Origin of the sequence: Citrobacter sp. Cpo147 (assembly GCF_030332405.1) — a bacterium.
GTDB classification, from domain to species: Bacteria; Pseudomonadota; Gammaproteobacteria; order Enterobacterales; family Enterobacteriaceae; genus Citrobacter; species Citrobacter portucalensis.
On record NZ_JAOWHX010000033.1, the window covers coordinates 251,346 to 276,360 of the forward strand.

At 53.2% G+C, this 25,015-nt stretch carries 25 protein-coding genes; 9 read left to right on the plus strand and 16 right to left on the minus strand.

What is annotated here, in order from left to right; all coding sequences use genetic code 11:
• Positions 1–50: 50 nt before the first annotated feature.
• Positions 51–1,370 carry a murein DD-endopeptidase MepM gene (mepM, locus tag OGY06_RS13220; protein WP_003833825.1) on the minus strand — a complete coding sequence of 440 codons (1,320 nt, stop codon included), beginning with the start codon at positions 1,368–1,370 and terminating at the stop codon, positions 51–53.
• A 15-nt stretch (positions 1,371–1,385) separates the two neighbouring features.
• Positions 1,386–2,330 carry a zinc ABC transporter substrate-binding protein ZnuA gene (gene znuA, locus OGY06_RS13225; RefSeq protein ID WP_063940898.1) on the minus strand — a complete coding sequence of 315 codons (945 nt, stop codon included), beginning with the start codon at positions 2,328–2,330 and terminating at the stop codon, positions 1,386–1,388.
• A 78-nt stretch (positions 2,331–2,408) separates the two neighbouring features.
• Here znuA and znuC point away from each other — a divergent pair, with 78 nt between their 5' ends.
• Positions 2,409–3,164, plus strand: coding sequence for a zinc ABC transporter ATP-binding protein ZnuC (znuC, locus tag OGY06_RS13230; protein WP_003833829.1), 756 nt, complete (start codon positions 2,409–2,411; stop codon positions 3,162–3,164).
• Positions 3,161–3,946, plus strand: a complete 786-nt coding sequence (gene znuB / locus OGY06_RS13235) for a zinc ABC transporter permease subunit ZnuB (protein ID WP_003833831.1) — start codon at positions 3,161–3,163, stop codon at positions 3,944–3,946. The genes znuC and znuB overlap by 4 nt, the downstream gene beginning before the upstream one ends.
• Before the next feature lie 78 nt (positions 3,947–4,024).
• Here znuB and ruvB read toward each other — a convergent pair whose 3' ends face one another.
• The 6 genes from ruvB to aspS all read right to left on the minus strand — a co-directional run bounded on the left by ruvB (position 4,025) and on the right by aspS (position 9,281).
• The gene (gene ruvB / locus OGY06_RS13240) at positions 4,025–5,035 is read right to left on the minus strand and encodes a Holliday junction branch migration DNA helicase RuvB (protein ID WP_003034872.1); all 1,011 of its coding nucleotides are present in this window, start codon (positions 5,033–5,035) and stop codon (positions 4,025–4,027) included.
• An 8-nt stretch (positions 5,036–5,043) separates the two neighbouring features.
• Entirely contained in the window at positions 5,044–5,655 is a 612-nt protein-coding gene (gene ruvA, locus OGY06_RS13245; protein WP_003034869.1) for a Holliday junction branch migration protein RuvA, read from the minus strand.
• An 80-nt stretch (positions 5,656–5,735) separates the two neighbouring features.
• Positions 5,736–6,257, minus strand: a complete 522-nt coding sequence (gene ruvC, locus OGY06_RS13250; protein WP_003034867.1) for a crossover junction endodeoxyribonuclease RuvC — start codon at positions 6,255–6,257, stop codon at positions 5,736–5,738.
• 34 nt (positions 6,258–6,291) lie between these two features.
• Positions 6,292–7,035 carry a YebC/PmpR family DNA-binding transcriptional regulator gene (locus OGY06_RS13255; RefSeq protein WP_003833836.1) on the minus strand — a complete coding sequence of 248 codons (744 nt, stop codon included), beginning with the start codon at positions 7,033–7,035 and terminating at the stop codon, positions 6,292–6,294.
• Positions 7,036–7,063: 28 nt separating this feature from the next.
• Positions 7,064–7,507, minus strand: coding sequence for a dihydroneopterin triphosphate diphosphatase (gene nudB, locus OGY06_RS13260; protein WP_003034863.1), 444 nt, complete (start codon positions 7,505–7,507; stop codon positions 7,064–7,066).
• A 1-nt stretch (position 7,508) separates the two neighbouring features.
• A complete protein-coding gene (gene aspS, locus OGY06_RS13265) occupies positions 7,509–9,281 on the minus strand; it encodes an aspartate--tRNA ligase (protein ID WP_286605466.1) in 1,773 nt (590 codons plus the stop codon).
• A 287-nt stretch (positions 9,282–9,568) separates the two neighbouring features.
• Between aspS and OGY06_RS13270 the strand changes: the two genes are divergently transcribed.
• From OGY06_RS13270 to cmoB, 5 genes are read left to right on the plus strand one after another with little or no spacing between them, the layout of a single operon-like run.
• Positions 9,569–10,135, plus strand: coding sequence for a hydrolase (locus tag OGY06_RS13270; RefSeq protein WP_240389403.1), 567 nt, complete (start codon positions 9,569–9,571; stop codon positions 10,133–10,135).
• Positions 10,132–10,950: a DUF72 domain-containing protein gene (locus OGY06_RS13275; RefSeq protein ID WP_003833844.1), complete on the plus strand. Its 819-nt coding sequence runs from the start codon at positions 10,132–10,134 to the stop codon at positions 10,948–10,950. Before OGY06_RS13270 ends, OGY06_RS13275 begins: the two co-directional genes overlap by 4 nt.
• Before the next feature lie 52 nt (positions 10,951–11,002).
• Positions 11,003–11,398, plus strand: a complete 396-nt coding sequence (locus tag OGY06_RS13280) for an MAPEG family protein (RefSeq protein WP_003833847.1) — start codon at positions 11,003–11,005, stop codon at positions 11,396–11,398.
• 40 nt (positions 11,399–11,438) lie between these two features.
• Entirely contained in the window at positions 11,439–12,182 is a 744-nt protein-coding gene (gene cmoA, locus OGY06_RS13285; protein ID WP_008785057.1) for a carboxy-S-adenosyl-L-methionine synthase CmoA, read from the plus strand.
• Entirely contained in the window at positions 12,179–13,147 is a 969-nt protein-coding gene (gene cmoB, locus OGY06_RS13290) for a tRNA 5-methoxyuridine(34)/uridine 5-oxyacetic acid(34) synthase CmoB (RefSeq protein ID WP_286605468.1), read from the plus strand. The genes cmoA and cmoB overlap by 4 nt, the downstream gene beginning before the upstream one ends.
• A 163-nt stretch (positions 13,148–13,310) precedes the next feature.
• Here cmoB and cutC read toward each other — a convergent pair whose 3' ends face one another.
• Positions 13,311–14,057: a copper homeostasis protein CutC gene (cutC, locus tag OGY06_RS13295; protein ID WP_286605470.1), complete on the minus strand. Its 747-nt coding sequence runs from the start codon at positions 14,055–14,057 to the stop codon at positions 13,311–13,313.
• A 2-nt stretch (positions 14,058–14,059) separates the two neighbouring features.
• Complete coding sequence (locus OGY06_RS13300; RefSeq protein WP_003833855.1) at positions 14,060–14,626, minus strand: VOC family protein; 567 nt, start codon at positions 14,624–14,626, stop codon at positions 14,060–14,062.
• 238 nt (positions 14,627–14,864) lie between these two features.
• On the opposite strand from OGY06_RS13300, the gene argS reads away from it, so the two are divergent.
• Entirely contained in the window at positions 14,865–16,598 is a 1,734-nt protein-coding gene (gene argS, locus OGY06_RS13305; protein WP_003833857.1) for an arginine--tRNA ligase, read from the plus strand.
• Positions 16,599–16,828: 230 nt separating this feature from the next.
• Positions 16,829–18,766 (plus strand): peptidoglycan DD-transpeptidase MrdA2, encoded by a 1,938-nt coding sequence (gene mrdA2, locus OGY06_RS13310; protein ID WP_003833859.1) that lies wholly within the window; start codon positions 16,829–16,831, stop codon positions 18,764–18,766.
• Here the strand turns inward: mrdA2 and bglB are convergent.
• From bglB to cheY, 6 genes are all read right to left on the minus strand, one after another.
• Complete coding sequence (gene bglB, locus OGY06_RS13315) at positions 18,738–19,877, minus strand: beta-galactosidase BglB (protein ID WP_267440876.1); 1,140 nt, start codon at positions 19,875–19,877, stop codon at positions 18,738–18,740. The genes mrdA2 and bglB overlap by 29 nt on opposite strands.
• Before the next feature lie 306 nt (positions 19,878–20,183).
• Positions 20,184–20,576: a flagellar protein FlhE gene (flhE, locus tag OGY06_RS13320; RefSeq protein WP_003833862.1), complete on the minus strand. Its 393-nt coding sequence runs from the start codon at positions 20,574–20,576 to the stop codon at positions 20,184–20,186.
• Complete coding sequence (flhA, locus tag OGY06_RS13325; RefSeq protein WP_003833865.1) at positions 20,576–22,654, minus strand: flagellar biosynthesis protein FlhA; 2,079 nt, start codon at positions 22,652–22,654, stop codon at positions 20,576–20,578. Before flhA ends, flhE begins: the two co-directional genes overlap by 1 nt.
• Complete coding sequence (gene flhB / locus OGY06_RS13330; protein ID WP_003833866.1) at positions 22,647–23,798, minus strand: flagellar biosynthesis protein FlhB; 1,152 nt, start codon at positions 23,796–23,798, stop codon at positions 22,647–22,649. Before flhB ends, flhA begins: the two co-directional genes overlap by 8 nt.
• Before the next feature lie 158 nt (positions 23,799–23,956).
• Complete coding sequence (cheZ, locus tag OGY06_RS13335) at positions 23,957–24,601, minus strand: protein phosphatase CheZ (protein WP_003034659.1); 645 nt, start codon at positions 24,599–24,601, stop codon at positions 23,957–23,959.
• A gap of 10 nt (positions 24,602–24,611) precedes the next feature.
• Positions 24,612–25,001, minus strand: a complete 390-nt coding sequence (gene cheY, locus OGY06_RS13340) for a chemotaxis response regulator CheY (RefSeq protein ID WP_003034656.1) — start codon at positions 24,999–25,001, stop codon at positions 24,612–24,614.
• Positions 25,002–25,015 lie beyond the last annotated feature (14 nt).

The following is a 25,015-nucleotide window of genomic DNA, read 5'->3' on the forward strand; positions in this document are numbered from 1 at the left end:
AAATAAAAAAAGCCGGCACGCATCGCGTACCGGCTTTATCAGTGTGCTAATTAATCAAAACGTAGCTGAGGCATAACTTCTTTCACCTGCGCCAGATAATCGGTGCGATCCGAGCCGGTCAGACCTTCTGTACGCGGCAGTTTCGCCGTCAGAGGGTTCACGGCCTGCTGGTTGATCCACACTTCGTAGTGCAGGTGCGGACCGGTTGAACGCCCGGTGTTACCTGACAGCGCGATACGATCGCCACGTTTCACTTTTTGACCTGGTTTCACCAATAGCTTACGCAGGTGCATATAACGGGTGGTGTAGGTGCGACCATGACGTACCGCAACATAGTATCCGGCAGCGCCGCTACGCTTCGCTACGACCACTTCACCATCGCCTACCGACAGTACTGGCGTCCCCTGCGGCATCGCAAAGTCGACACCTTTGTGCGGTGCTACGCGTCCAGTCACCGGATTCAGGCGACGCGGGTTAAAGTTCGAGGAGATACGGAACTGTTTCGCCGTCGGGAAACGCATGAAGCCTTTCGCCAGCCCGGTACCGTTACGGTCATAGAACTTACCGTCTTCAGCACGGATGGCGTAATAGTCTTTGCCTTCAGAACGTAAACGCACGCCCAGCAGCTGGCTTTGCTCGCGCTTACCGTCCAGCATTTCGCGAGACATCAGCACTGAGAACTCATCGCCTTTTTTCAGTTTGCGGAAATCCATCTGCCACTGCATGGCCTTAATCACCGCGCTGATTTCAGAGCTGGTCAGTCCGGCCTCTTTGGCGCTGGCGACAAAGCTTCCGCCCACCGTGCCTTTGATACGGCTGTTAACCCAATCGCCCTGCTGCATTTCGCTGCTCATTTTGAAACCTGTCGCAGTGCGATCGTAAGTGCGGGTTTCACGGCGGGACACTTCCCAGGTCAGGCGCTGCAGGTCACCTTCCGCGCTTAACGTCCAGGATAACTGTTGACCAATTTTCAGATTGCGCAGTTCTTTATCGGAAGCAGCGAGCTGACTGATGTCGCCCATATCGATGCCGTACTGATTAAGAATACTGCTCAGCGTATCGCCTGTGGAGACGACATACTCATGCACGCCGGCTTCACCAGACGTTTTGTCATCCAGTTCATCCTGCGGAATGGCTTCGTCTTCCTGCGCGGCCTGATCGATAGGTTCACTGGCCTCAGGCAACAGCGAACGAATCTCGCTTTTTTCCAGCTCGATAGTTTTAACGATGGGTGCAGAATCGGGATGGTAAACATAAGGCCGCCAGACGGCGACGGCCAATGTCAGTACGGTAAGCGACCCCAGCATAACGCGATGGGGTCGCGGCAGATTATTAAATGCCAGAGCGACAGAGCGGGCTATCTGTTGCACGTATTCACTTCCTCATTAATCTCCTTTCAGGCAGCTCGCATACTGGTTGGCTAATTGGTTCAAAAACGCTGAATAGCTTGTTTTACCCAGTTTGATATTCGTTCCGAGCGGATCCAGCGTTCCCATTCGAACGGATGTCCCTCTCGCGACGGCTTCAACGACCGCTGGCCTGAACTGTGGCTCAGCAAAAACGCAGGTTGCTTTTTGCTCAACCAACTGTGTTCTTATTTCATGTAAACGCTGCGCACCAGGTTGAATCTCAGGGTTCACGGTAAAGTGACCAAGCGGTGTTAGTCCGTAGTGTTTTTCGTAGTAGCCATAGGCGTCATGAAAAACGAAATAACCTTTTCCCTTGAGCGGTGCGAGCTCGTTACCTACCTGCTTATCGGTTGCGGCTAATTGTGCCTCAAAATCCTTCAGGTTGGCGTCAAGTTTGGCTCGACTTTGCGGCATAAGTTCCACTAATTTTTCATGGATTGCAACCGCTGAGGCCCGCGCTATCTCTGGGGAAAGCCAAAGATGCATGTTGTAATCGCCATGATGGTGATGCTCGTCACTTTTTTCACTGCCAGCATCATCGTGTCCATGATCGTCATCGTCGTCATCGGCACCTTTCATGAGTAACGGTTTCACGTCATTGAGCTGCGCAATCGTTACCTGTTTCGCGTTAGGAATATTCTTGACTGACTTCTCCATAAACGCTTCCATCTCAGGTCCAATCCAAACAACTAAGTCCGCGCCCTGTAAGCGTTTTACGTCTGATGGACGCAGTGAATAGTCATGTTCGGAAGCCCCATCAGGCAACAGAACCTCAGTGTCTGTTACCCCGTCTGCAATAGCTGAAGCAATAAACCCCAGCGGCTTGAGCGAGGCCACCACAGCGGCATTTGCTGCCTGTGTTGCACTACCCCAAAGAGCAGCGGATAATGCTGCGAAAAGAAGCGTATTTTTATGTAACATAATGCGACCAATCATCGTAATGAATGTAAGAAATGTGATATTATAACATTCTATAACTTCTGCAAGACTAAAATTGATATGACGACTTTGGTTTCACTGGAAAATGTCTCGGTCTCTTATGGTCAACGCCGCGTCCTGTCTGACGTATCGCTTGAACTTCGACCCGGTAAAATTTTAACGCTTCTCGGCCCAAATGGCGCCGGGAAGTCTACGCTGGTGCGCGTTGTATTAGGGCTGGTAGCGGCTGATGAGGGAGTAATCAAGCGTAATGGTCAATTGCGGATTGGCTATGTACCGCAAAAACTGTACCTCGATACTACGCTGCCACTGACGGTAAGTCGGTTTATGCGCTTACGTCCCGGTACCAAAAAAGAGGATATCCTTCCGGCACTGAAGCGCGTTCAGGCCGGGCATCTGATGGATGCGCCGATGCAAAAGCTCTCTGGCGGGGAAACACAACGCGTCCTGTTGGCCCGTGCTTTATTGAATAAACCTCAGCTACTGGTGCTCGATGAACCAACCCAGGGCGTGGATGTCAATGGGCAGGTCGCACTGTACGACCTTATCGACCAGTTGCGACGTGAACTGGATTGCGCCGTGCTGATGGTTTCCCATGACCTGCATCTGGTGATGGCCAAAACCGATGAGGTACTGTGCCTGAACCATCATATTTGCTGTTCCGGTGCGCCGGAAGTGGTTTCTATGCACCCGGAATTCATCTCCATGTTCGGGCAACGCGGCGCCGAACAACTCGGAATTTACCGTCATAATCACAATCACCGCCACGATTTACAGGGTCGTATCGTCTTACGCCGGGGAAATGGTCACTCATGATTGAATTGTTATTACCCGGTTGGTTAGCCGGGATCATGCTGGCCTGTGCCGCTGGCCCACTCGGCTCGTTTGTAGTCTGGCGTCGAATGTCTTATTTCGGTGATACGCTGGCCCACGCTTCGCTGCTGGGGGTCGCCTTTGGCCTGCTGCTGGATGTAAACCCTTTCTATGCGGTTATCGCCGTCACCCTGTTGCTGGCTGGCGGTCTGGTATGGCTGGAGAAGCGCCCTCACCTTGCGATCGATACCTTGCTGGGTATTATGGCGCACAGCGCGTTGTCATTGGGGCTGGTTGTTGTCAGCCTGATGTCCAACATCCGTGTGGATCTGATGGCTTACCTGTTTGGTGATTTGCTCGCCGTGACGCCAGAAGATCTTATCTCCATCGCCATCGGCGTGGTTATTGTTCTGGCGATTCTGTTCTGGCAGTGGCGCAACCTGCTGTCGATGACCATCAGTCCTGATCTGGCATTTGTCGATGGTGTGAAGCTGCAACGCGTGAAGCTGCTGCTGATGCTAGTTACGGCGTTAACGATTGGTGTGGCGATGAAGTTTGTCGGGGCGCTGATTATCACCTCACTGCTTATCATCCCTGCGGCGACCGCCCGTCGCTTTGCCCGTACGCCGGAGCAGATGGCAGGGGTTGCCGTTGGAGTGGGAATGATAGCGGTTACAGGCGGGCTGACCTTCTCGGCCTTCTATGACACCCCGGCAGGTCCTTCCGTGGTGCTGTGCGCCGCGCTGCTGTTTATTTTCAGCATGATGAAAAAGCAGGCGAACTAAGCATGCGTTGCCCGGTGGCGCTGCGCTTACCGGGCCTACAAAATCGCCCAGGCCTGATGAGCGTCACGACATCAGGCACTAAGGCATCTGTGGCGGTGTAATGCCAAAATGGTTCCAGGCGCGCACGGTTGCCATACGTCCACGCGGCGTACGCTGCAGAAAACCTTGCTGAATCAGATACGGCTCCAGCACGTCCTCAATGGTTTCACGCTCTTCCCCAATCGCCGCTGCCAGGTTATCCAGTCCTACCGGTCCGCCAAAGAATTTATCGATAACCGCCAGCAGCAGCTTACGGTCCATATAATCGAATCCTTCCGCATCCACATTGAGCATATCCAGCGCCTGGGCGGCAATATCAGCCGAAATCGTGCCGTCATGCTTCACTTCAGCGAAATCGCGTACCCGGCGTAATAAACGGTTGGCGATACGCGGCGTACCGCGGGCGCGGCGTGCCACTTCCAGCGCGCCTTCATCGCTCATTTCCAGGCCCATAAAGCGTGCGCTACGCCCAACAATGTGCTGCAGGTCTGCCACCTGATAGAACTCCAGGCGCTGCACAATACCAAAACGGTCACGCAGCGGAGAGGTTAACGACCCGGCGCGCGTCGTCGCCCCGATTAGCGTGAACGGCGGCAGATCGATCTTAATCGAACGGGCAGCCGGCCCTTCACCAATCATGATATCCAGCTGATAATCTTCCATCGCCGGATACAGCACCTCTTCCACCACTGGTGACAGACGATGAATTTCATCGATAAACAGCACATCGTGGGGTTCAAGGTTGGTAAGCATTGCCGCCAGGTCACCCGCTTTTTCCAGTACCGGACCGGACGTGGTGCGCAGGTTAACACCCATTTCATTAGCGACAATATTGGCAAGCGTAGTTTTACCCAGACCAGGAGGACCGAAAATCAGCAGGTGATCGAGAGCATCACCGCGCAGCTTCGCCGCCTGGATAAAAATCTCCATTTGCGAACGGACCTGAGGCTGGCCAATGTACTCTTCCAGCAATTTTGGGCGAATCGCACGATCCACCAGATCTTCAGGGGTAGTGCTGACAGCCGAAATCAGGCGATCTGCTTCAATCATCCGTTACCTCACAATGCCGCGCGAAGCGCTTCACGAATCAGGGTTTCACTGCTGGCATCAGGGCGGGCAATTTTGCTCACCATGCGGCTGGCTTCCTGAGGTTTATAGCCCAACGCCACTAGCGCAGCAACCGCTTCCTGCTCGGCGTCGTCCGTTGTCGGACTTGCCGGAGACGTCAGGACCAGATCCGCTGCTGGTGTAAAGAGATCACCATGCAAACCTTTAAAGCGGTCTTTCATTTCTACAATCAGGCGTTCTGCGGTTTTTTTACCAATACCCGGTAATTTCACCAGCGCGCCCAGCTCTTCGCGCTCCACGGCATTAACGAACTGCTGAGCAGACATACCGGAGAGGATCGCCAGCGCCAGCTTCGGTCCCACGCCATTGGTTTTGATTAACTCTTTAAACAGCGTGCGCTCTTGCTTGTTGTTAAAGCCATACAATAGCTGAGCATCTTCTCGCACCACAAAATGGGTGAAAATAATCGCTTCTTGCCCGGCTTCCGGCAACTCGTAGAAACAGGTCATCGGCATATGCACTTCATAGCCTACCCCGCCCGTTTCCAGAAGGACCAGCGGGGGTTGTTTTTCAATAATGATGCCTCTGAGTCTGCCTATCACGTGACGCTCCTGCGTTAAGGGCTAAAAGGTAATGCGCTATCATAAAAAAAGGCTGGATAGATATCCAGCCTCATTTGTCACTAACGTAATCGACCTCGCGCCAAATTCAGCCTCGACTCGCTCATTTGCATGGCGTTCTGACTGACATGGCAGTGGGTAATGGCTATCGCCAGTGCATCCGCGGCATCCGCTTGCGGATTCGCCGGGAGTTTTAGCAGCGTGCGTACCATATGCTGGACCTGGCTTTTTTCCGCGCTACCGATCCCCACCACGGTCTGTTTTACCTGGCGGGCCGCGTATTCAAAGACCGGTAGATCCTGATTGGTCGCCGCAACGATTGCCACGCCGCGAGCCTGTCCCAGCTTTAGCGCCGAGTCGGCGTTCTTCGCCATAAAAACCTGCTCAATGGCAAAATAGTCCGGCTGAAACTGGGTGATGATTTCCGTCACGCCCGCGTAAATCAACTTCAGACGTGACGGTAGATCGTCGACTTTGGTGCGAATGCAGCCGCTGCCGAGGTAGGTCAGCTGCCTGCCGACCTGACGAATAACACCATAACCGGTGATGCGCGACCCCGGGTCAATGCCGAGAATAATAGACATCACGCATCTCCTGTTATTTTATGGCTTAACCACATCATTCTAAGGTGGCAGCAACCTCATCGGAGATTTCACCGTTGTGGTAAACTTCCTGCACGTCGTCGCAGTCTTCTAGCATATCGATCAGACGCATCAGCTTCGGCGCTGTTTCTGCATCCATATCCGCTTTGGTGGATGGGATCATAGACACTTCAGCTGCGTCCGCTTTCAGACCAGCCGCTTCCAGCGCGTCACGTACTTTGCCCATCTCTTCCCACGCGGTGTAAACGTCAATTGCGCCGTCGTCGAAGGTCACAACGTCTTCAGCACCTGCTTCCAGCGCCGCTTCCATAATGGCGTCTTCGTCGCCCTGTTCAAAGGAGATTACGCCTTTTTTGCTGAACAGATAAGCCACGGAACCGTCGGTACCGAGGTTACCACCCGTTTTCGTGAACGCGTGACGCACTTCCGCAACGGTACGGTTACGGTTGTCAGACAGACATTCAATCATAACGGCTGTACCGCCAGGACCGTAACCTTCATAGATGATGGTTTCCATGTTGGAATCTTCATCACCACCCACACCGCGCGCGATTGCACGGTTCAGGGTGTCACGGGTCATGTTGTTAGCCAGCGCTTTATCAACCGCTGCACGCAGACGCGGGTTAGCATCCGGATCGCCGCCGCCCAGTTTAGCCGCCGTCACCAGCTCACGAATTATTTTGGTGAAAATTTTACCGCGTTTAGCATCCTGCGCTGCTTTACGGTGTCTGGTGTTGGCCCATTTACTATGACCTGCCATAAATAATATCTCCAAAAAGCGCGCCTTTTCAGGCGACGTTAATTACAAACTCTTCAATCGCCTGCCGGTTACTCCACGACTTGGTTAATTGGGCGGCTTCAACCGCATTAACCCAACGATAGGTCAGATGTTCGGTGAACACGATCTCTCGTTCTGAGGGAAGTGCCAGGCAAAACCAGGATTCAGTATTACGTTCAATTCCCGGTGCATAGCGATGACGTAAATGGCTAAAAATCTCAAACTCCACCGTGCGCTGACAGTCAATTAAGGTCAGTTGCTCAGATGCAACATCAATGGCGACCTCTTCCTTTACTTCGCGCATAGCGGCTTGCGACGCGGTTTCACCTTCTTCAAGGCTGCCGGTGACCGACTGCCAGAAATCAGGATCGTCGCGTCGCTGTAACATCAGCACTCTCCCGGTGTCCTTTGCATAAATCACGACTAACACCGAGACAGGCTGTTTATATGTCATATCAGTTATTCTCGGCCTTCTTAACAACCTGAATGCTCAGTTCCGCCAGCGCAGCTGCGTTGGCAAAGCTTGGCGCTTCAGTCATCAGACACGCTGCAGCCGTGGTTTTCGGGAAAGCAATAACGTCACGAATGTTGTCAGTACCGGTCAACAGCATAGTCAGACGGTCCAGACCAAACGCCAGGCCCGCATGCGGCGGTGTACCATATTTTAGCGCATCCAGCAGGAAGCCGAATTTCTCACGCTGTTCTTGCTCATTAATGCCCAGAATACCGAATACGGTTTGCTGCATGTCGCCGTTGTGAATACGCACGGAACCGCCGCCTACTTCGTAACCGTTGATGACCATATCGTACGCGTTGGCAACCGCGTCTTCCGGCGCTGCTTTCAGCTCAGCGGCCGTCATATCTTTCGGCGCGGTGAACGGGTGATGCATTGCGGTCAGTCCGCCTTCACCATCGTCTTCAAACATTGGGAAGTCGATAACCCACAGCGGCGCCCATTTGGCTTCGTCGGTGATGTTCAGGTCTTTACCCAGTTTCAGACGCAGCGCGCCCATCGCGTCGGCAACCACTTTCTTGTTGTCGGCACCGAAGAAAATCATGTCGCCGTCTTGCGCGGCGGTACGTGCCAGAATCGCTTCCACAATTTCTGCGTTCAGGAACTTAGCAACCGGGCTGGTAATACCTTCCAGACCTTTCGCACGTTCGGTGACTTTGATGTAAGCCAGGCCTTTCGCGCCGTAAATCTTGATAAAGTTACCGTAATCGTCGATCTGCTTACGACTCAGTGCAGCACCGCCCGGTACACGCAGAGCAGCTACGCGACCTTTCGCATCGTTTGCCGGACCAGAGAACACTGCAAACTCAACGTCTTTCACCAGATCGGCAACGTCCACCAGCTCCATCGGGTTACGCAGGTCTGGTTTATCGGAACCGTAGCGACGCTCAGCTTCGGCAAAGGTCATGATCGGGAAATCACCCAGATCCACGCCTTTAACTTCCAGCCACAGGTTACGTACCAGCGCTTCCATCACTTCACGCACCTGCGGTGCGGTCATGAAGGAAGTCTCAACGTCGATCTGGGTAAATTCAGGCTGACGGTCAGCACGTAAGTCTTCATCACGGAAGCATTTTACGATCTGATAGTAGCGGTCAAAGCCAGACATCATCAGCAGCTGTTTAAACAACTGAGGTGATTGCGGCAGCGCGTAGAATTTACCTTTATGTACGCGAGAAGGTACCAGGTAATCGCGCGCGCCTTCCGGCGTTGCTTTGGTCAGCATCGGTGTTTCGATGTCGAGGAAGCCGTGGTCGTCCATAAAACGACGCACCAGACTGGTGATTTTAGCACGCGTTTTCAGGCGCTGCGCCATTTCAGGGCGACGCAGATCTAAATAGCGATACTTCAGTCGCGCTTCTTCGGTGTTGACGTGGTTAGAATCCAACGGCAGCGAGTCTGAACGGTTGATGATGGTCAGATCGGAGGCCAGTACTTCAATTTCGCCCGTCGCCATATCGGCGTTGACGTTTTTCGCGTCACGCGCACGCACAGTGCCCGTAACCTGGATGCAGAACTCATTACGCAGTTCGGAGGCCAGCTTTAACGCGTCCGCACGGTCCGGATCGAAAAATACCTGCACGATACCTTCGCGGTCGCGCATATCGATAAAGATCAGGCTACCAAGATCACGACGACGGTTGACCCAACCACACAGAGTCACCTGCTGCCCCTCGTGGGACAGACGTAGCTGTCCGCAATATTCTGTACGCATGAGATATCCCTTAACTTTGCCGCAGGCGGATTGTCACCTGTCTCGCAGATGACGAAGTCGCAGCTTTAGCTGAATGTCACAACTGAATGAAAAAAGGCGGCTATTATACTGGAAATTCTGCCGCACGATAAGAGCCTACTGGGATAGACTCTCAGTCCGGTACTGACTGTACGCCTGTTTCCTGGACGGGCATTGCGTAATCTCACAAAAAATAACAAAAATTGTCGCCCCTTTCACACTGATTCGCGATTAAGGTGTAACGGAATTCTTTTATTACTGGAGTGACCATGCTGGAATTGAACGCTAAAACAACCGCCCTTGTCGTGATTGATTTACAGGAAGGGATCCTGCCTTTCGCTGGCGGGCCTCATACGGCACATGATGTGGTTACCCGCGCCGCGCAGTTGGCGGAAAAATTCCGTGCCCACGGTTCCCCGGTGGTAATGGTGCGCGTTGGCTGGTCTGACGATTACGCCGAAGCGCTGAAACAACCGGTAGATACTCATACTCCGGCAAAAGCGTTGCCCGAAAACTGGTGGCATTACCCGGCTGCTTTGGGGAAATGCGCCAGCGATATCGAAGTGACTAAACGCCAGTGGGGAGCCTTCTATGGCACCGATCTGGAATTGCAGCTGCGTCGCCGGGGCATCGATACCATCGTCCTGTGCGGCATCTCAACTAACATTGGCGTGGAGTCAACGGCGAGAAATGCGTGGGAGCTGGGTTTCAGTCTGATCATTGCAGAGGATGCCTGTAGCGCCGCCAGTGCTGAACAACACCAGGGCAGCATGACTCACATTTTCCCGCGCATTGCGCGCGTTCGCAGCGTGGAGGAGATTCTGCAAGCGCTATGATCTATATCGGTTTACCCCAGTGGTCGCATCCAAAATGGGTGCGTCTGGGGATCACCAGCCTTGAAGAATATGCCCGCCACTTTAACTGCGTGGAGGGCAATACCACGCTGTATGCGCTGCCTAAAGCCGATATTGTTGCCCGCTGGCAGGCACAGACCACCGATGCGTTTCGATTTTGTTTTAAGTTTCCGGCGACCATCTCGCACCAGGCCGCGCTGCGTAATTGTGATGACCTGGTACAGGAATTTTTTACGCGTATGTCGCCGCTGGAATCGCGCATTGGACAATACTGGCTGCAATTACCCGCGACCTTTAGCCCACGCGACCTGCCTGCCCTGTGGCAGTTTCTCGATGCGCTCCCGAAACCCTTTACCTACGGTGTGGAAGTTCGCCATCCAGACTTCTTTGCCAAAGGCGAAGCCGAACAGCTATTTAATCGCGGTTTACACGAGCGTGGAGTAAACCGGGTGATTCTGGACAGCCGCCCGGTGCATGCCGCAATCCCACATACTGAAGCAATACGTGACGCTCAGCGCAAAAAACCGAAGGTTCCGGTGCATGCTGTGGTGACGGCAAACCATCCGATGGTACGCTTTATCGGTAGCGATGATATGGCACAAAACAGCGCCCTTTTTGCCGTCTGGCTGACCAAGCTGCCGCTATGGCAACGCACCACGACGCCGTATCTGTTTTTGCATACGCCGGACATCGCGCAAGCCCCGGAGCTTGTTGATACGCTATGGGCAGATTTACACAGTGCTCTGCCAGAGATCGGATCAGCACCCTCTATTCCACAGCAATCTTCTCTTTTCTGAAAATGCCACCTATCATAGTCAGTGCCAGCAGCCATTTTAAAAGGGAGTTTGTATGGTAAGCGCGCTTTATGCCGTATTGGGTGCGTTATTGTTAATAAAGTTCTCCTTTGACGTCGTTCGCCTGCGCATGCAATATCGCGTTGCCTATGGCGATGGAGGTTTTAGTGAACTGCAAAGCGCTATCCGCATTCACGGTAATGCGGTGGAATATATTCCCGTCGCGTTAGTGCTGCTGTTATTTATGGAAATGAACGGCGCAGAGACGTGGATGGTGCATATTTGCGGGCTGATGTTGATTGCCGGACGTCTGATGCATTATTACGGATTCCACCACCGACTATTCCGCTGGCGCCGTTCGGGCATGAGCGCAACCTGGTGTTCGCTGTTGCTAATGGTGCTGGCGAATCTTTGGTATATGCCCTGGGAGTTGGTTTTCTCCCTGCATTAGCGCACAATACGCCACTTTATTTTTCCCGGATTTTTACGTTATGTCTCACCGCGACACGCTTTTTTCTGCGCCTATCGCCAGTCTGGGTGACTGGACCTTTGATGAACGGGTAGCTGAAGTCTTCCCGGATATGATCCAGCGTTCCGTTCCTGGCTATTCCAATATCATATCTATGATTGGCATGCTGGCCGAACGTTTCGTACAACCCAACACGCAGGTCTACGATCTGGGCTGTTCTCTGGGCGCGGCGACGCTCTCGGTGCGTCGCAATATTCATCACGAGAATTGCAAAATTATTGCCGTCGATAACTCCCCGGCGATGGTTGAGCGCTGCCGTCGTCATATTGATGCCTATAAGGCACCGACCCCGGTTGAGGTTGTCGAAGGCGATATTCGCAACATTACTATCGAAAACGCCTCGATGGTGGTGCTGAATTTTACCCTGCAATTCCTTGAGCCACCTGAGCGCCAGGCATTGTTGGATAAGATTTATCAAGGGTTGAATCCCGGCGGCGCGCTGGTGCTGTCTGAAAAATTCAGTTTCGAAGACGCTAACGTTGGCGAACTGCTGTTCAACATGCACCACGACTTCAAACGGGCCAATGGCTACAGCGAACTGGAAATTAGCCAGAAGCGCAGCATGCTGGAGAACGTGATGCTGACCGACTCGGTCGAAACGCACAAAGCGCGACTGCATCAGGCTGGCTTTGAGCACAGCGAATTGTGGTTCCAGTGCTTCAACTTTGGCTCTCTGGTGGCGTTGAAAGCTGAGGTTGGCGCATGATCGATTTTGGTAACTTTTATCAGTTGATTGCCAAAAATCATCTGTCCCATTGGCTGGAAACGCTTCCGGCGCAAATCGCTGCCTGGCAGCGCGATCAGCATGGTTTATTTAAACAATGGTCAAACGCCGTCGAGTTTCTGCCCGAGCTGATGCCGCATCGTCTGGACTTACTACACAGCGTTACCGCAGAAAGTAAAGAACCGCTCAGCGAAGGCCAGCTTAAACGCATCGACACCCTGATGCGGAACCTGATGCCATGGCGTAAAGGACCGTACTCGCTGTACGGCGTCAACATCGATACCGAATGGCGTTCCGACTGGAAATGGGATCGTGTCCTGCCGCACTTGTCTGATCTCACCGGGCGGACCATTCTTGACGTCGGCTGCGGCAGTGGCTATCACATGTGGCGCATGATTGGCGCGGGGGCGCATCTGGCGGTTGGCATCGATCCTACGCAACTGTTTCTGTGCCAGTTTGAGGCGGTGCGTAAACTGCTGGGCAATGACCAGCGCGCTCACCTGCTGCCGCTGGGCATTGAGCAACTTCCAGCGCTCAACGCCTTTGACACTGTGTTCTCCATGGGCGTGCTTTATCACCGCCGCTCGCCGCTGGAACACCTGTGGCAGTTAAAGGATCAGTTGGTTAAAGATGGCGAACTGGTGCTGGAAACACTGGTGGTCGAAGGTGATGAAACTACCGTACTGGTGCCGGGCGATCGCTACGCGCAAATGCGTAATGTCTACTTTATTCCATCTGCGTTGGCTTTAAAAAACTGGCTGGAAAAATGCGGTTTTGTTGATGTGCGCATCGCCGATGTCTGCGTCACCACCACCGAAGAGCAGCGCCGCACTGAGTGGATGGTAACCGAGTCACTGTCCGACTTCCTCGACCCGAACGACCACAGCAAAACGGTAGAAGGTTACCCCGCCCCGCTGCGTGCTGTCTTGATTGCGCGTAAGCCGTGATGGATTGCCCGGTGACGCTACGCGTACCGGGCCTACAACTCCCGTAGGCCTGATAAGGCATCGCCGCCATCAGACATAAAAGGATAAAAAAAGGCCCCTGTTGAAATTGCAGGGGCCTGGTACGAGCAAGCATCATATTGGGCGACATGATGCAACGGTAAAATCAGCTGGCCTGATGGTGTGCAATGATTGCTTTCATTTCAGCAACCGCCGTCCCGTCTACCGCATAGCGCGAATACTCATCCGCCTGCGCATCCGAAGACATCGACAACCCCGAATTGCGATAACGCATTGGTGAAGCCAGCCATACTCCGGCAGAACTGTGGACTTCCTGCACTCCAGCATCAAGGAGCAGGGACAAATTCGAGGCGCGAACCCCCGCTCCGGCCATAATGATTGGAGCACCGGGCAGCGCAATAAGTTCCATTATTTTTGTTAAACCTTGCGCCGCATCTGATTTTTGCCCTGAAGTGAGTACTCTGGCGATGCCCAGCTCAGCTAATTTTTTAAGCGCATTGAGTGGGTTAGCACACATATCAAAGGCCCGATGAAAAGTGACTTGCAGCGAACCGGCGGCGATCATTATTTTCTCCATGCGCGGCATATCGACATTGCCATCCACATCTAAAATGCCGGTCACCAGCCCTGAGAATCCCAGTTCCCTGACCATCGCAATATCATCCAGCATTGCAGCAAATTCACCTTCGGTGTAGTAAAAGTCGCCTCCACGTGGGCGAATAATGGGATTGACGGGAATCGAAATGTGCTGGCGAACGGAACGCAAGACGCCCAGTGACGGCGTTAAGCCCCCTTCTTTGGGTGCCGAGCATAGTTCAATACGATCCGCGACTTTTTGCTGCGCCGTGCGCGCGCACTCCATGCTGTAACAGCAGATTTCCAGTATAGCCATGCTCACTCCTGACGTTCGCTTGCCACAATGGTTTCAATCGACCACGGATGGAATTTTATCGTCACGCTGCCATCGCTAACCGCCAGCGTCGGATTCGGTAAACGCTCACGCTCTCCTTTTGGCGAGCTGGTTTTCACAAATATGCCCGGTTGACTCAGACCGTGATCGGAAAGCAGCGCCAGCGCGCGCGCATTCAGCGTTTCCGCCTCTCCCGGCAGAACAATTTCAATATGTTCCCAGCCTTCATGTGGGTAGCGTTTTTCGCCCGGCCACGGCAGTTCGACGATGGAAAATTGCCAATGTTGCACACAAACCGGCTCATGCAGTTTAAAAAGACAAATTGGTCTGCCGTTAATGATGTTTTCTGACAACAATTCACCGCACTGTTCAAACCCACGACGCCAGCGCTCTGCGGTGGTATTTTGATGGCAACGCAAGGAAATGTGATCGGCTTCCAGGCCTGTGATATCCAGCCCAAGACGGGTAGAAAGTTCCGTTAATGCCTGCGTGAAATGCGGTAAATCTGCAGAAATATCCTGTAGTTCTGCAACGGTTTGCCAGTTCGCCATATTAAAAGCTCATATCCATGTTCAAAGTCGCTAATTTACTCTGTTGCGCTGCGCCATCCAACCGCTGTTTTCTCCGAACACATCATGAATAAATTTACGCCATTGCATTGTTTATATTTCAGGCTACTGGCGGTACACACAATGCTGACGGCAACGGGCATTTGCAGTATACTCCCGCCCTTAATTCTTAAACTGGTGCGGTGAATTTTAGGCCGCTTCATAAATGTAAGGTATTCCGGTGAATATTCAGGCTCTTCTCTCAGAAAAAGTCAGTCAGGCCATGATTGCTGCAGGTGCGCCTGCAGATTGCGAACCGCAGGTTCGTCAGTCAGCAAAAGTACAGTTCGGCGACTATCAAGCTAACGGCATGATGGCTGTCGCTAAAAAACTGGGTATGGCGCCGCGACAACTGGCTGAGCAGGTGCTGACTCATCTGGATCTCAACGGGATTGCCAGCAAAGTTGAAATTGCAGGCCCGGGCTTTATCAATATTTTTCTCGATCCGGCATTTCTGGCGCAGCACGTTCAGCAGGCGCTGGCTTCCGATCGTCTGGGCGTCACTCAACCGGCTAAACAAACCGTCGTGGTTGACTACTCCGCGCCTAACGTAGCGAAAGAGATGCACGTTGGTCACCTGCGTTCCACCATCATCGGTGACGCGGCGGTGCGTACGCTGGAGTTCCTCGGTCACAACGTTATTCGCGCTAACCACGTCGGCGACTGGGGTACTCAGTTCGGTATGCTCATCGCATGGCTGGAAAAACAGCAGCAGGAAAATGCCGGAGAGATGGCGCTGGCTGACCTGGAAGGTTTCTACCGTGATGCGAAAAAACATTACGACGAAGATGAAGCCTTCGCGGAACGCGCCCGTAGTTATGTTGTGAAACTGCAAGGCGGTGACGAATACTTCCGCGAGATGTGGCGCAAACTGGTCGACATTACCATGTCGCAGAACCAGTTAACCTACGATCGCCTCAACGTTACCCTGACCCGTGACGACGTCATGGGCGAGAGCCTGTACAACCCGATGCTGCCTGGCATCGTCGCCGATCTGAAGGCGAAAGGCCTGGCTGTTGAAAGCGAAGGCGCTACCGTCGTATTCCTTGATGAGTATAAGAACAAGGAAGGCGAACCGATGGGCGTTATCATTCAGAAGAAAGATGGCGGCTATCTCTACACCACAACCGACATCGCCTGCGCCAAGTATCGTTACGAAACCCTGCATGCCGATCGCGTTCTTTATTACATCGACTCCCGTCAGCATCAGCACTTAATGCAGGCCTGGACCATCGTACGTAAAGCCGGGTATGTGCCGGATTCAGTGCCGCTGGAACACCACATGTTCGGTATGATGCTGGGCAAAGATGGTAAACCGTTCAAAACCCGCGCGGGCGGCACGGTTAAACTGGCCGATCTGCTGGATGAAGCGCTGGAGCGCGCACGTCGTCTGGTCGCGGAGAAGAACCCAGACATGCCTGCCGACGAACTGGAAAAACTGGCAAATGCGGTCGGTATCGGCGCAGTGAAATACGCGGATCTGTCCAAAAACCGTACTACCGACTACATCTTCGACTGGGACAACATGCTGGCGTTCGAAGGTAACACCGCGCCATATATGCAGTACGCTTATACCCGCGTACTGTCCGTGTTCCGTAAAGCAGATATCGACGAAAGCGCGCTGGCAAATGCGCAGGTCGTCATCAGCGAAGATCGCGAGGCTCAACTGGCGGCACGTCTGCTGCAGTTTGAAGAAACGCTGACCGTCGTTGCACGTGAAGGTACGCCACACGTGATGTGTGCTTACCTGTACGACGTTGCTGGTCTGTTCTCCGGCTTCTACGAGCACTGCCCTATTCTCAGCGCTGAAAACGAAGAGATTCGTAACAGCCGACTGAAACTGGCACAGCTGACGGCGAAAACGCTGAAGCTGGGTCTGGATACACTGGGTATCGAAACAGTAGAACGTATGTAATCACCTCAAGTAATATGAAAGCCCGCGCTATGTCGCGGGTTTTTTTATTTCCCCGAATTACCGCCCTCGTAGGCAGCACTATCAGGCCGACGAGAAACGGCTACGTTCACTGTAATTTGTAACAACCCACAAGGAATGACACATTTCCCTAGAGATATGGAACATCTTTTGCCTGTCATCCCGTCTAAGCCTCCGTATCATTAGGCGGCGAATTAATCGGGTACGGGTCAATGACATTCAGAGATTTTGAGGCGGAAGAAAAGCTCTTCCAGCGGCGTGTATTGGTGGCCTTTGGCCTGGTAGTCATCTGTTTTGGCATCCTGATTTACAATCTGTATAACTTACAAATCTGTCAGCACCAGTATTACACCACCCGGTCGAATGCAAACGACATCAAAATGCTGCCCGTCGCCCCAACGCGCGGCATGATTTACGATCGCAACGGCATCCCGCTGGTGCGCAACGTTACCTGGTACGATATTTCTGTTACGCCGTATAAAATCAGCGATATGAATGCGTTACTCCAGCAGCTCACGCCGATCGTTGACCTCACTCCTGATGACATAGACCAGTTTCGCCATGAGCTGAAAACCAGCAGCCGCTATCGTCCTGTGGTGCTAAAAAATGCGCTAACCGATGTCGAAATCGCCCGTTTCTCGGTAAACCAGTTTCATTTTAGCGGCGTCAACATCAATAGTTACGAAGACCGCCAGTATCCCTATGGCGCGGCGCTGGCGCATGTCCTGGGTTATGTTTCAAAAATCAATGACAACGACCTGAAAGCACTGGATCAAAAAGGTCTGGCGGAGAACTACGCCGCCGATCACAACATCGGTAAGCAAGGTATTGAGCGCTATTACGAAAACGAACTGCATGGAAAGACCGGTTATCAGGAGGTGGAAGTAGATAACCACGGACGCATCGTACGCCTGATCAAAGATGTGCCGCCCGTTGCCGGAAAAGATATCCATCTGACGCTGGATTTACATTTACAGCAATACATTGAGAGCTTGTTGGCTGGCCAGCGTGCCGCCGTTTTGGTTGAAGATCCACACGACGGTTCCGTACTGGCGATGGTCTCAAACCCCAGCTACGACCCTAATCCATTTGTCAAAGGCATCAGCTATCAGGACTATAACAAGCTACTCCAGGATAAAGACCTGCCATTAATCAACCGCGTCACGCAGGGATTGTACCCTCCCGCTTCAACGGTCAAACCGTATATGGCGATGTCGGCATTACTGAACGGTGTGATCACGCCGCAGACCAGTTTCTTCGGTGCCCCTACCTGGACGCTACCCGGCACCGAGCGACATTACCGTGACTGGAAAAAAACGGGCCACGGTATGTTGGATGTCACCAAAGCGATAGAAGAGTCTGCCGATACGTTCTTCTATCAGGTAGCGTATATGATGGGGATCGACCGGATTAACAGCATGCTCAGCCAGTTTGGTTACGGTAAACCGACCGGCATCGATCTTGATGAGGAGTATAACGGCCTGCTCCCGAGCCGTGAATGGAAGCAAAAAGTACACAAAAAAGCCTGGTATCAGGGGGACACTATTTCAGTTGGCATCGGTCAGGGCTACTGGATTGCCACGCCTATCCAGATGGTAAAAGCCATGGTCGCACTGATTAACAACGGCAAGGTTATCGTCCCTCACCTGCTGCTCGATGAAGAGAGCGGCAAAACCATTACGCCGTATCAGGCTCCAGAAGCACCTTCACAAATCGCCTCGGCCTCATCGCCCTACTGGGGACTGGTGCGTCAGGCGATGTTCGGCATGGCGAATGAACCAAATGGTACAGGTTATAAGTTCTTTCACACCGCGCCTTACGGCATTGCGGCAAAAAGCGGCACCTCGCAGGTCTTTAGCCTGAAAGAAAATCAGACCTACAATGCGAAGATGATCCCTGTCCGCTTGCGCGACCACGTGTTCTATACCGCATTTGCACCCTATAAGAACCCGAAGGTCGCGGTGGCGTTAATTCTGGAAAACGGCGGCAGCGATGGTGTCACCGCCGCGCCGGTTATGCGTCAAATCATGGATCATCTGTTTGCCCCGCAGGACAACACGGTACAAACAGTGACGACTGAACAATCAGGTCCGATAGCGGTATCGCCATTGAATACCGATATCAAAAATACTTTCGCAAGTATTCGGTAAGGCACAGCATCGCCATCGCCTGTCCGTAAGGCATGGAGGTCCGAGGGATGTTGCGGTAGAAATCAAGATTATGTCCCATCCCGGTACCAAACGAGGTGTGCAGCAGTTCACCTTCCGGCGAAATATGCTGCACAATGCCGCGAATGGCTTTTTCGGCCACCAGCGCATACTCTTGCCCAACATAGCGTTTACGTACTGCTTTGAGGATCCCATAGGCAAATCCGGCAGTTGCCGATGCTTCCAGATACGACTGAGGGTCGTCCAGCAAGGTATGCCACAACCCACTTTCATCCTGGCATTTCGCCAGCGCCGCGATTTGCGCGTTCAGGACCTGTACCAGATAGCGGTGAACAGCATTGTTTTCCGGTAAATCAAGTAATTCGAGGAAGTCCGGGATCACGATAGTTAACCAACTGTTGCCACGCGCCCAGCGGGCATTAGCAAAGTTATGATTTCCTTCATAGCTCCAGCCGTGGAACCACAGCCCCGTTTCTTTATCCATCAGGTTTTGCACGTGCAGCAGGAACTGATACGTTGCCTCTTCGATGTAGTCCGGGCGATTGAGTAGCTTGCCAATCTTCGCCAGCGGTAAAACCGTCATCATCAGCGTGTCATCCCACATCTGTTGATGGTTTTCTTCCGCCAGCGTGATGTGTTGCATACCACCAAATTCGGTACGCGGCATCTCATGCATTGCCCACTCAGCCCAGCTGTCGAGCCACGGCAGATACGCTGGGTTACGCGTCTCTTCATAGCGATACGCCAACGTTAAAAATGGCGCCATGGTGTTCACGTTTTTGGTGGTCGCACCTTCAGCAAAACGCTCGGCAAACCAGCTATCGATGATATCGCGCATCGTTTCATCGCCGGTTTGCAGATAGTACTGATACATCCCGTACAGGCCGACGCCGTGTGTCCACTCCCATCCCGCCCAGCCTTTAGTATCAATTACGCGTCCATCGTCCAGACGCAGCAAAAACTCGCCGGTTTCGTCATGAATATTGACCAGGTTATGCGTCACCTTTTTGATCAGCGTTTTTAATTCATCCCTGGTAATAAAATGTTCTGGCTGGCGCAATAACGGGCTATGTTTAACCGGGTAAACAATCATTTACTTAACCTCTGTCAATGTCGGATTCAATGCTGAGACTTGCCCCTGTTACGGCGCAGAAGCTTTTTTGGAGGCCCCGCAATCCTCGCTTTGACAATGGGCATCCTTATAGGGTCACAGTAAAAGCTAACAGGAAGTGAAACCTTTCTATTTCTGCCAGAAGGATTCGTGAAATGGCAAGAATGCAAAGAGTCCGGCAACGTACGTCACTTATTTTATAAAACGGCGTTTCTATTTAATTGAGTGAGAGACTGAAATGTTGAAACAACCAGCAGTTTCAACTGCTGGTCTGAATGACGGAGGGTGTTAACGGTAGTTCACAATCACCTGATTGCTCTGAATGCGTAACGCGGGGATCAGGCGACCACCGCCGGGGACCTCCCAGACAAAATGCATCGGTTCAATGGCCGGAACGTTATTGAACCCGTTGGTGGTCCCACTTTGCCCGTCCAGCTCGACACAACGGGACTGAGAACATAAACGCACCCGCAAACCTGCGGGCGTGGGGCCATTCAGCTCATAGCGCCAGGCCACCAGCGTCATCAAGCCTGAGACCGGCTGGCTGGGAACCAAAGGATCAGACGAGGCTGACTGGCCACGGTGATTTAAGGTGATCCCCATACCACTTGCCTGCCAGGCCCCTTCTCCAGCGGCCTGCGCCACCAGAGGAAAAAACAACAACCACAGTAACTTACGCATTATTTACCTCCAATGGTCGCCGTCATGCGGATATGGCGGTTATCGGAAAGCTCCATATTCGATAACACCACCAACTGCGGGATGCTGCGACGTAAAAACCGCGCCAGTAACGGACGTAACGCGTGATTAACCAGCAAGACTGGCGGCGCGCCCAACATTTCCTGCCGGGACAGCGCTTCCTGAGTCTGGGCCAGCAGTCGGTCTGCAAGCCCAGGCTCCAGGCCGCCGCCCCCCTGCAGCGCTTGCAGCAGCAAACGCTCGAGCGGAGTATCAAGACCGATAACCTGAACCTCTTCATTACCCGGGAACCACTGCTGAGTGATGGCGCGTCCTAACGCAACACGGACGACCGCGGTAAGCTCATGCGGATCGTTTTGCAGCGGCGCATGTTCCGCCAGTGTTTCAAGGATGGTGCGCATATCGCGAATCGGTACTTTCTCGTCCAGTAAGTTCTGCAGCACTTTATGCAGCGTGGTGAGCGTCACAACGCCCGGCACCAGATCTTCCGTCAGCTTTGGCATCTCCTGCGACACTCGATCCAGTAACTGCTGCGCTTCCTGACGGCCAAACAGCTCAGCGGCGAACTGCCCAATCAGGTGGTTTAGATGAGTAGCGACAACAGTACTGGCTTCAACCACCGTAAAGCCCTGAATCTGCGCCTGTTCCTTCAATGCGCTTTCAATCCAGATAGCGTCCAGTCCGAACGCCGGATCGACCGTTTTCTCACCCGGTAGCGACCCGGCGGCGGTACCCGGGTTAATGGCCAGCCAGCGTCCCGGATAGGCGTCACCGCTGCCAATCTCTACCCCTTTCATCAAAATTCGATAGCGGGCCGGCTGCAGATCCATATTGTCTCGAATGTGTACCACCGGCGGCAGGAAGCCCATATCCTGGGCAAATTTCTTACGAATACTGCGAATTCGCCCCAGCAACTCACCATCTTGTTGAAAATCCACCATTGGGATCAGGCGGTAACCAACCTCCATGCCCAGCGAATCTTCCAGCTGCACGTCGTTCCATGTGGCTTCCACCACGGAGTTGTTTTCCGGCATTTTCACCGGCTGCGGTTCATCTGGCGCTTTTTGCTCACGACCGCGCATCCACCATGCCAGAGCCAACAATGCGGCAGTAAACATCAGAAACACCAGGTTCGGCATGCCCGGAACCAGACCCAAAAGTCCAAGTACCGCCGCACTGAGCAACATGACGCTGGGGTTACTGAACAGTTGGGTCACCATCTGTTCGCCTACGTCCTGGTCGGTACTCACGCGGGTCACGATAACGCCCGCCGCGGTAGAGATAACCAGCGCAGGAATTTGTGCCACCAGCCCGTCACCGATGGTCAGCAGGGTATAACTTTCCGCAGCGCTGCCCATGCTCATACCATGCTGCAACACCCCAACTAACAGACCGCCGACCACGTTGATCACCATGATCAAAATACCGGCGATGGCGTCTCCACGGACGAATTTACTCGCACCGTCCATTGAGCCGTAAAAATCCGCTTCCTGGGTCACTTCCGAGCGTCGTTTTTTAGCTTCATCTTCGCCAATCAGACCGGCATTCAAATCCGCATCAATCGCCATCTGCTTGCCGGGCATTCCGTCCAGCACGAAGCGAGCGCCAACCTCGGCGATACGTCCGGCACCTTTGGTGATTACCATAAAGTTAATGATGACGAGAATCACGAAGACCACGATGCCGATCGCAAAGTTACCGCCCACCAGGAAGTGACCAAAGGCTTCAACTACCTTCCCCGCCGCCGCTGCGCCGGTGTGTCCTTCCATCAAAATGATACGGGTCGACGCGACGTTCAGCGCCAGGCGTAATAATGTGGTAAACAGCAAAATCGTCGGGAATGCGGCAAACTCCAGCGTACGCTGGGTGAACATCGCCACCAGCAGCACCATGATCGACAGCGCAATGTTAAATGTGAACAGCAAATCGAGGACGAAAGCCGGCAGCGGCAGCACCATCATCGACAGGATCAGCAGGATGAGGATCGGTCCGGCAAGGATTTGCCATTGCGTGGATTTCAGGTTGCTGGGCAGACGCAGCATCGCGACCAGATTAGCCATCAGTATTCTTCTCGTTCATGAAATCCAGTGCTTCAGGCACCGGAAGGTTTTCAGGTTGTGGTGGACGCTTGCCGCCAGCCAGACGCCAGCGTTTTAGCTGCCATACCCATGCCAGTACTTCAGCAACGGCGGCATACAATTGACCCGGTATTTGCTGACCAATTTCAGCATGGCGATAGAGCGCACGCGCCAGTGGCGGCGCTTCTAATGTCGGGACACGGTGCTCTGCGCCAATTTCACGGATGCGCAGCGCAACCAGCCCGGCCCCTTTCGCAACAACTTTCGGCGCGCTCATTTTGTTCTCGTCATACTTCAACGCCACTGAGTAGTGCGTAGGGTTAGTGACAATAACGTCTGCTTTCGGCACATCCGCCATCATGCGACGCTGAGCGGCCGCGCGCTGCATTTGACGAATTTTGCCCTTAACGTGCGGGTCACCTTCGCTTTGCTTAAATTCATCGCGGATATCCTGACGCGACATACGTAGCTTTTTCACATGGCTATAGATCTGGAAAAAGACGTCGAACCCCACCATCGGAATAACGCCAAGTACCACCAGTAGTGCACACATACCGACTAAATCCAGGGCGTTGCCCATCGCCGTAATCGGTGACTCCGCCATCAGACGCATCATCGCCGGCCAGTTATGCCAGAGATAAAATCCGGCCACGCTTCCCACTAACGTGGACTTCAGTATCGCTTTGAGCAGTTCTGCGCCGGTTTGCGCGGAAAACATGCGCTTAATGCCCGGCAGCGGATTCAGCTTCGAGAATTTGGGTTGCAGGGATTTACCGCTGAAAATCAAGCCGCCAAGCATCACCGGGGAGATTAAAGCCACCAAAACGACGCCGGTAATCAACGGCAACAGCGCAATCATCGCGTCTTTAATCAGCAGGATGATTTGGCTGAGGATCAGATTCGGGTCGTTAACCATGCTATGGTCAAAACGTAATCCGGCCGACAGCATGCCAGCCAGTCTGCGGGCAAGCGACTCCCCACCTATCCAGATAATGCACACACCCACCAGCAAAATAAGCAGTGAGGTTAGCTCTTTGGATCGGGGGATCTGCCCTTCTTCCCGCGCTTTTTCAAGTCGGTGGGGTGTGGGGGCTTCTGTTTTGTCGTCGTCGCTTTCTTCTGCCACGCATCAGACCCTGGATAGAGATATAGGCGAGAATGATGCCAGAACAGCTATCCAGCAATGGGAAGAGTAAGCGGTAAAAAAGACGGGATTTATGGCTTTAAGCAGAATTGCGCGTAAGCCGGATGAGAGGCCCACGCCTCACATCCGGCAAATACTCATCAGAACCCGAGGCTATCCAGCAGGTCGTCAACCTGATCCTGACTTGCCACTACACCGGCTTTCGAGGCGTCAACCTGCGGGCCGTTAAGCAAGCTTTCGTTTTCACGTTTTGGACGTGCGCCCTGTTCCGGAATGTTTTCCAACAGAACCATCAGCAGCTGACGTTCAATTTCCTGGATAACATCCATCATGCGCTTGATGACCTGTCCGGTGAGATCCTGGAAATCCTGCGCCATCATGATGTCCAGCAACTGGGCATTGGTAAAGCTGGTATGTCCAGGCACATCACCAAGGAACTGACGGGTATCGGTGACCAGTTCACGAGCATCGGACAGTTCGATCGGATTTTCGAACCATTCATCCCAGCGTTTGGTCAGGTCTTTGGCCCCTTTTTCCATCGCGTCCTGATGCGGCTGCGAAGCTTCTACGCTGTTTAGCGCACGCTCCGCCGCCTGCGCGGTCATCTGCACAACATAATCGAGACGATCGCGGGCATCAGGAATCGCTTCTGCCGCTTCGGCAATGGCCTGATCCAGCCCCAGTTCACGCAAGCTGTCGCGCAGCATTCGGGTCAAACTGCCGATGCGCGCGATGATGTCCCCGGCAGAGTGTTCGTCAGCAGGTTTAATTTGTGGTTGCATCATCATCACACCCTCACATGCCCAGTTTCTCAAAGATTTTATTCAGTTTTTCTTCCAGCGTCGCCGCCGTGAACGGTTTCACGACATAGCCACTGGCACCTGCCTGTGCTGCCGCAATGATGTTCTCTTTTTTCGCTTCTGCCGTGACCATCAGCACCGGCAGAGAAGCCATCCCGCCATCGGCACGGATGGTTTTCAGCAGTTCCAGTCCATCCATGTTCGGCATGTTCCAGTCAGAAATAACAAAGCCGAATCCCCCAGCCTGCAGCTTGTTCAGCGCATCCACGCCATCTTCAGCCTCTTCAACATTGTTGAATCCCAGCTCTTTAAGCAGGTTACGCACGATGCGACGCATGGTGGAAAAGTCATCCACAACCAAAAACTTAAGCTCTTTATCCGCCATAAAAATAAACTCCT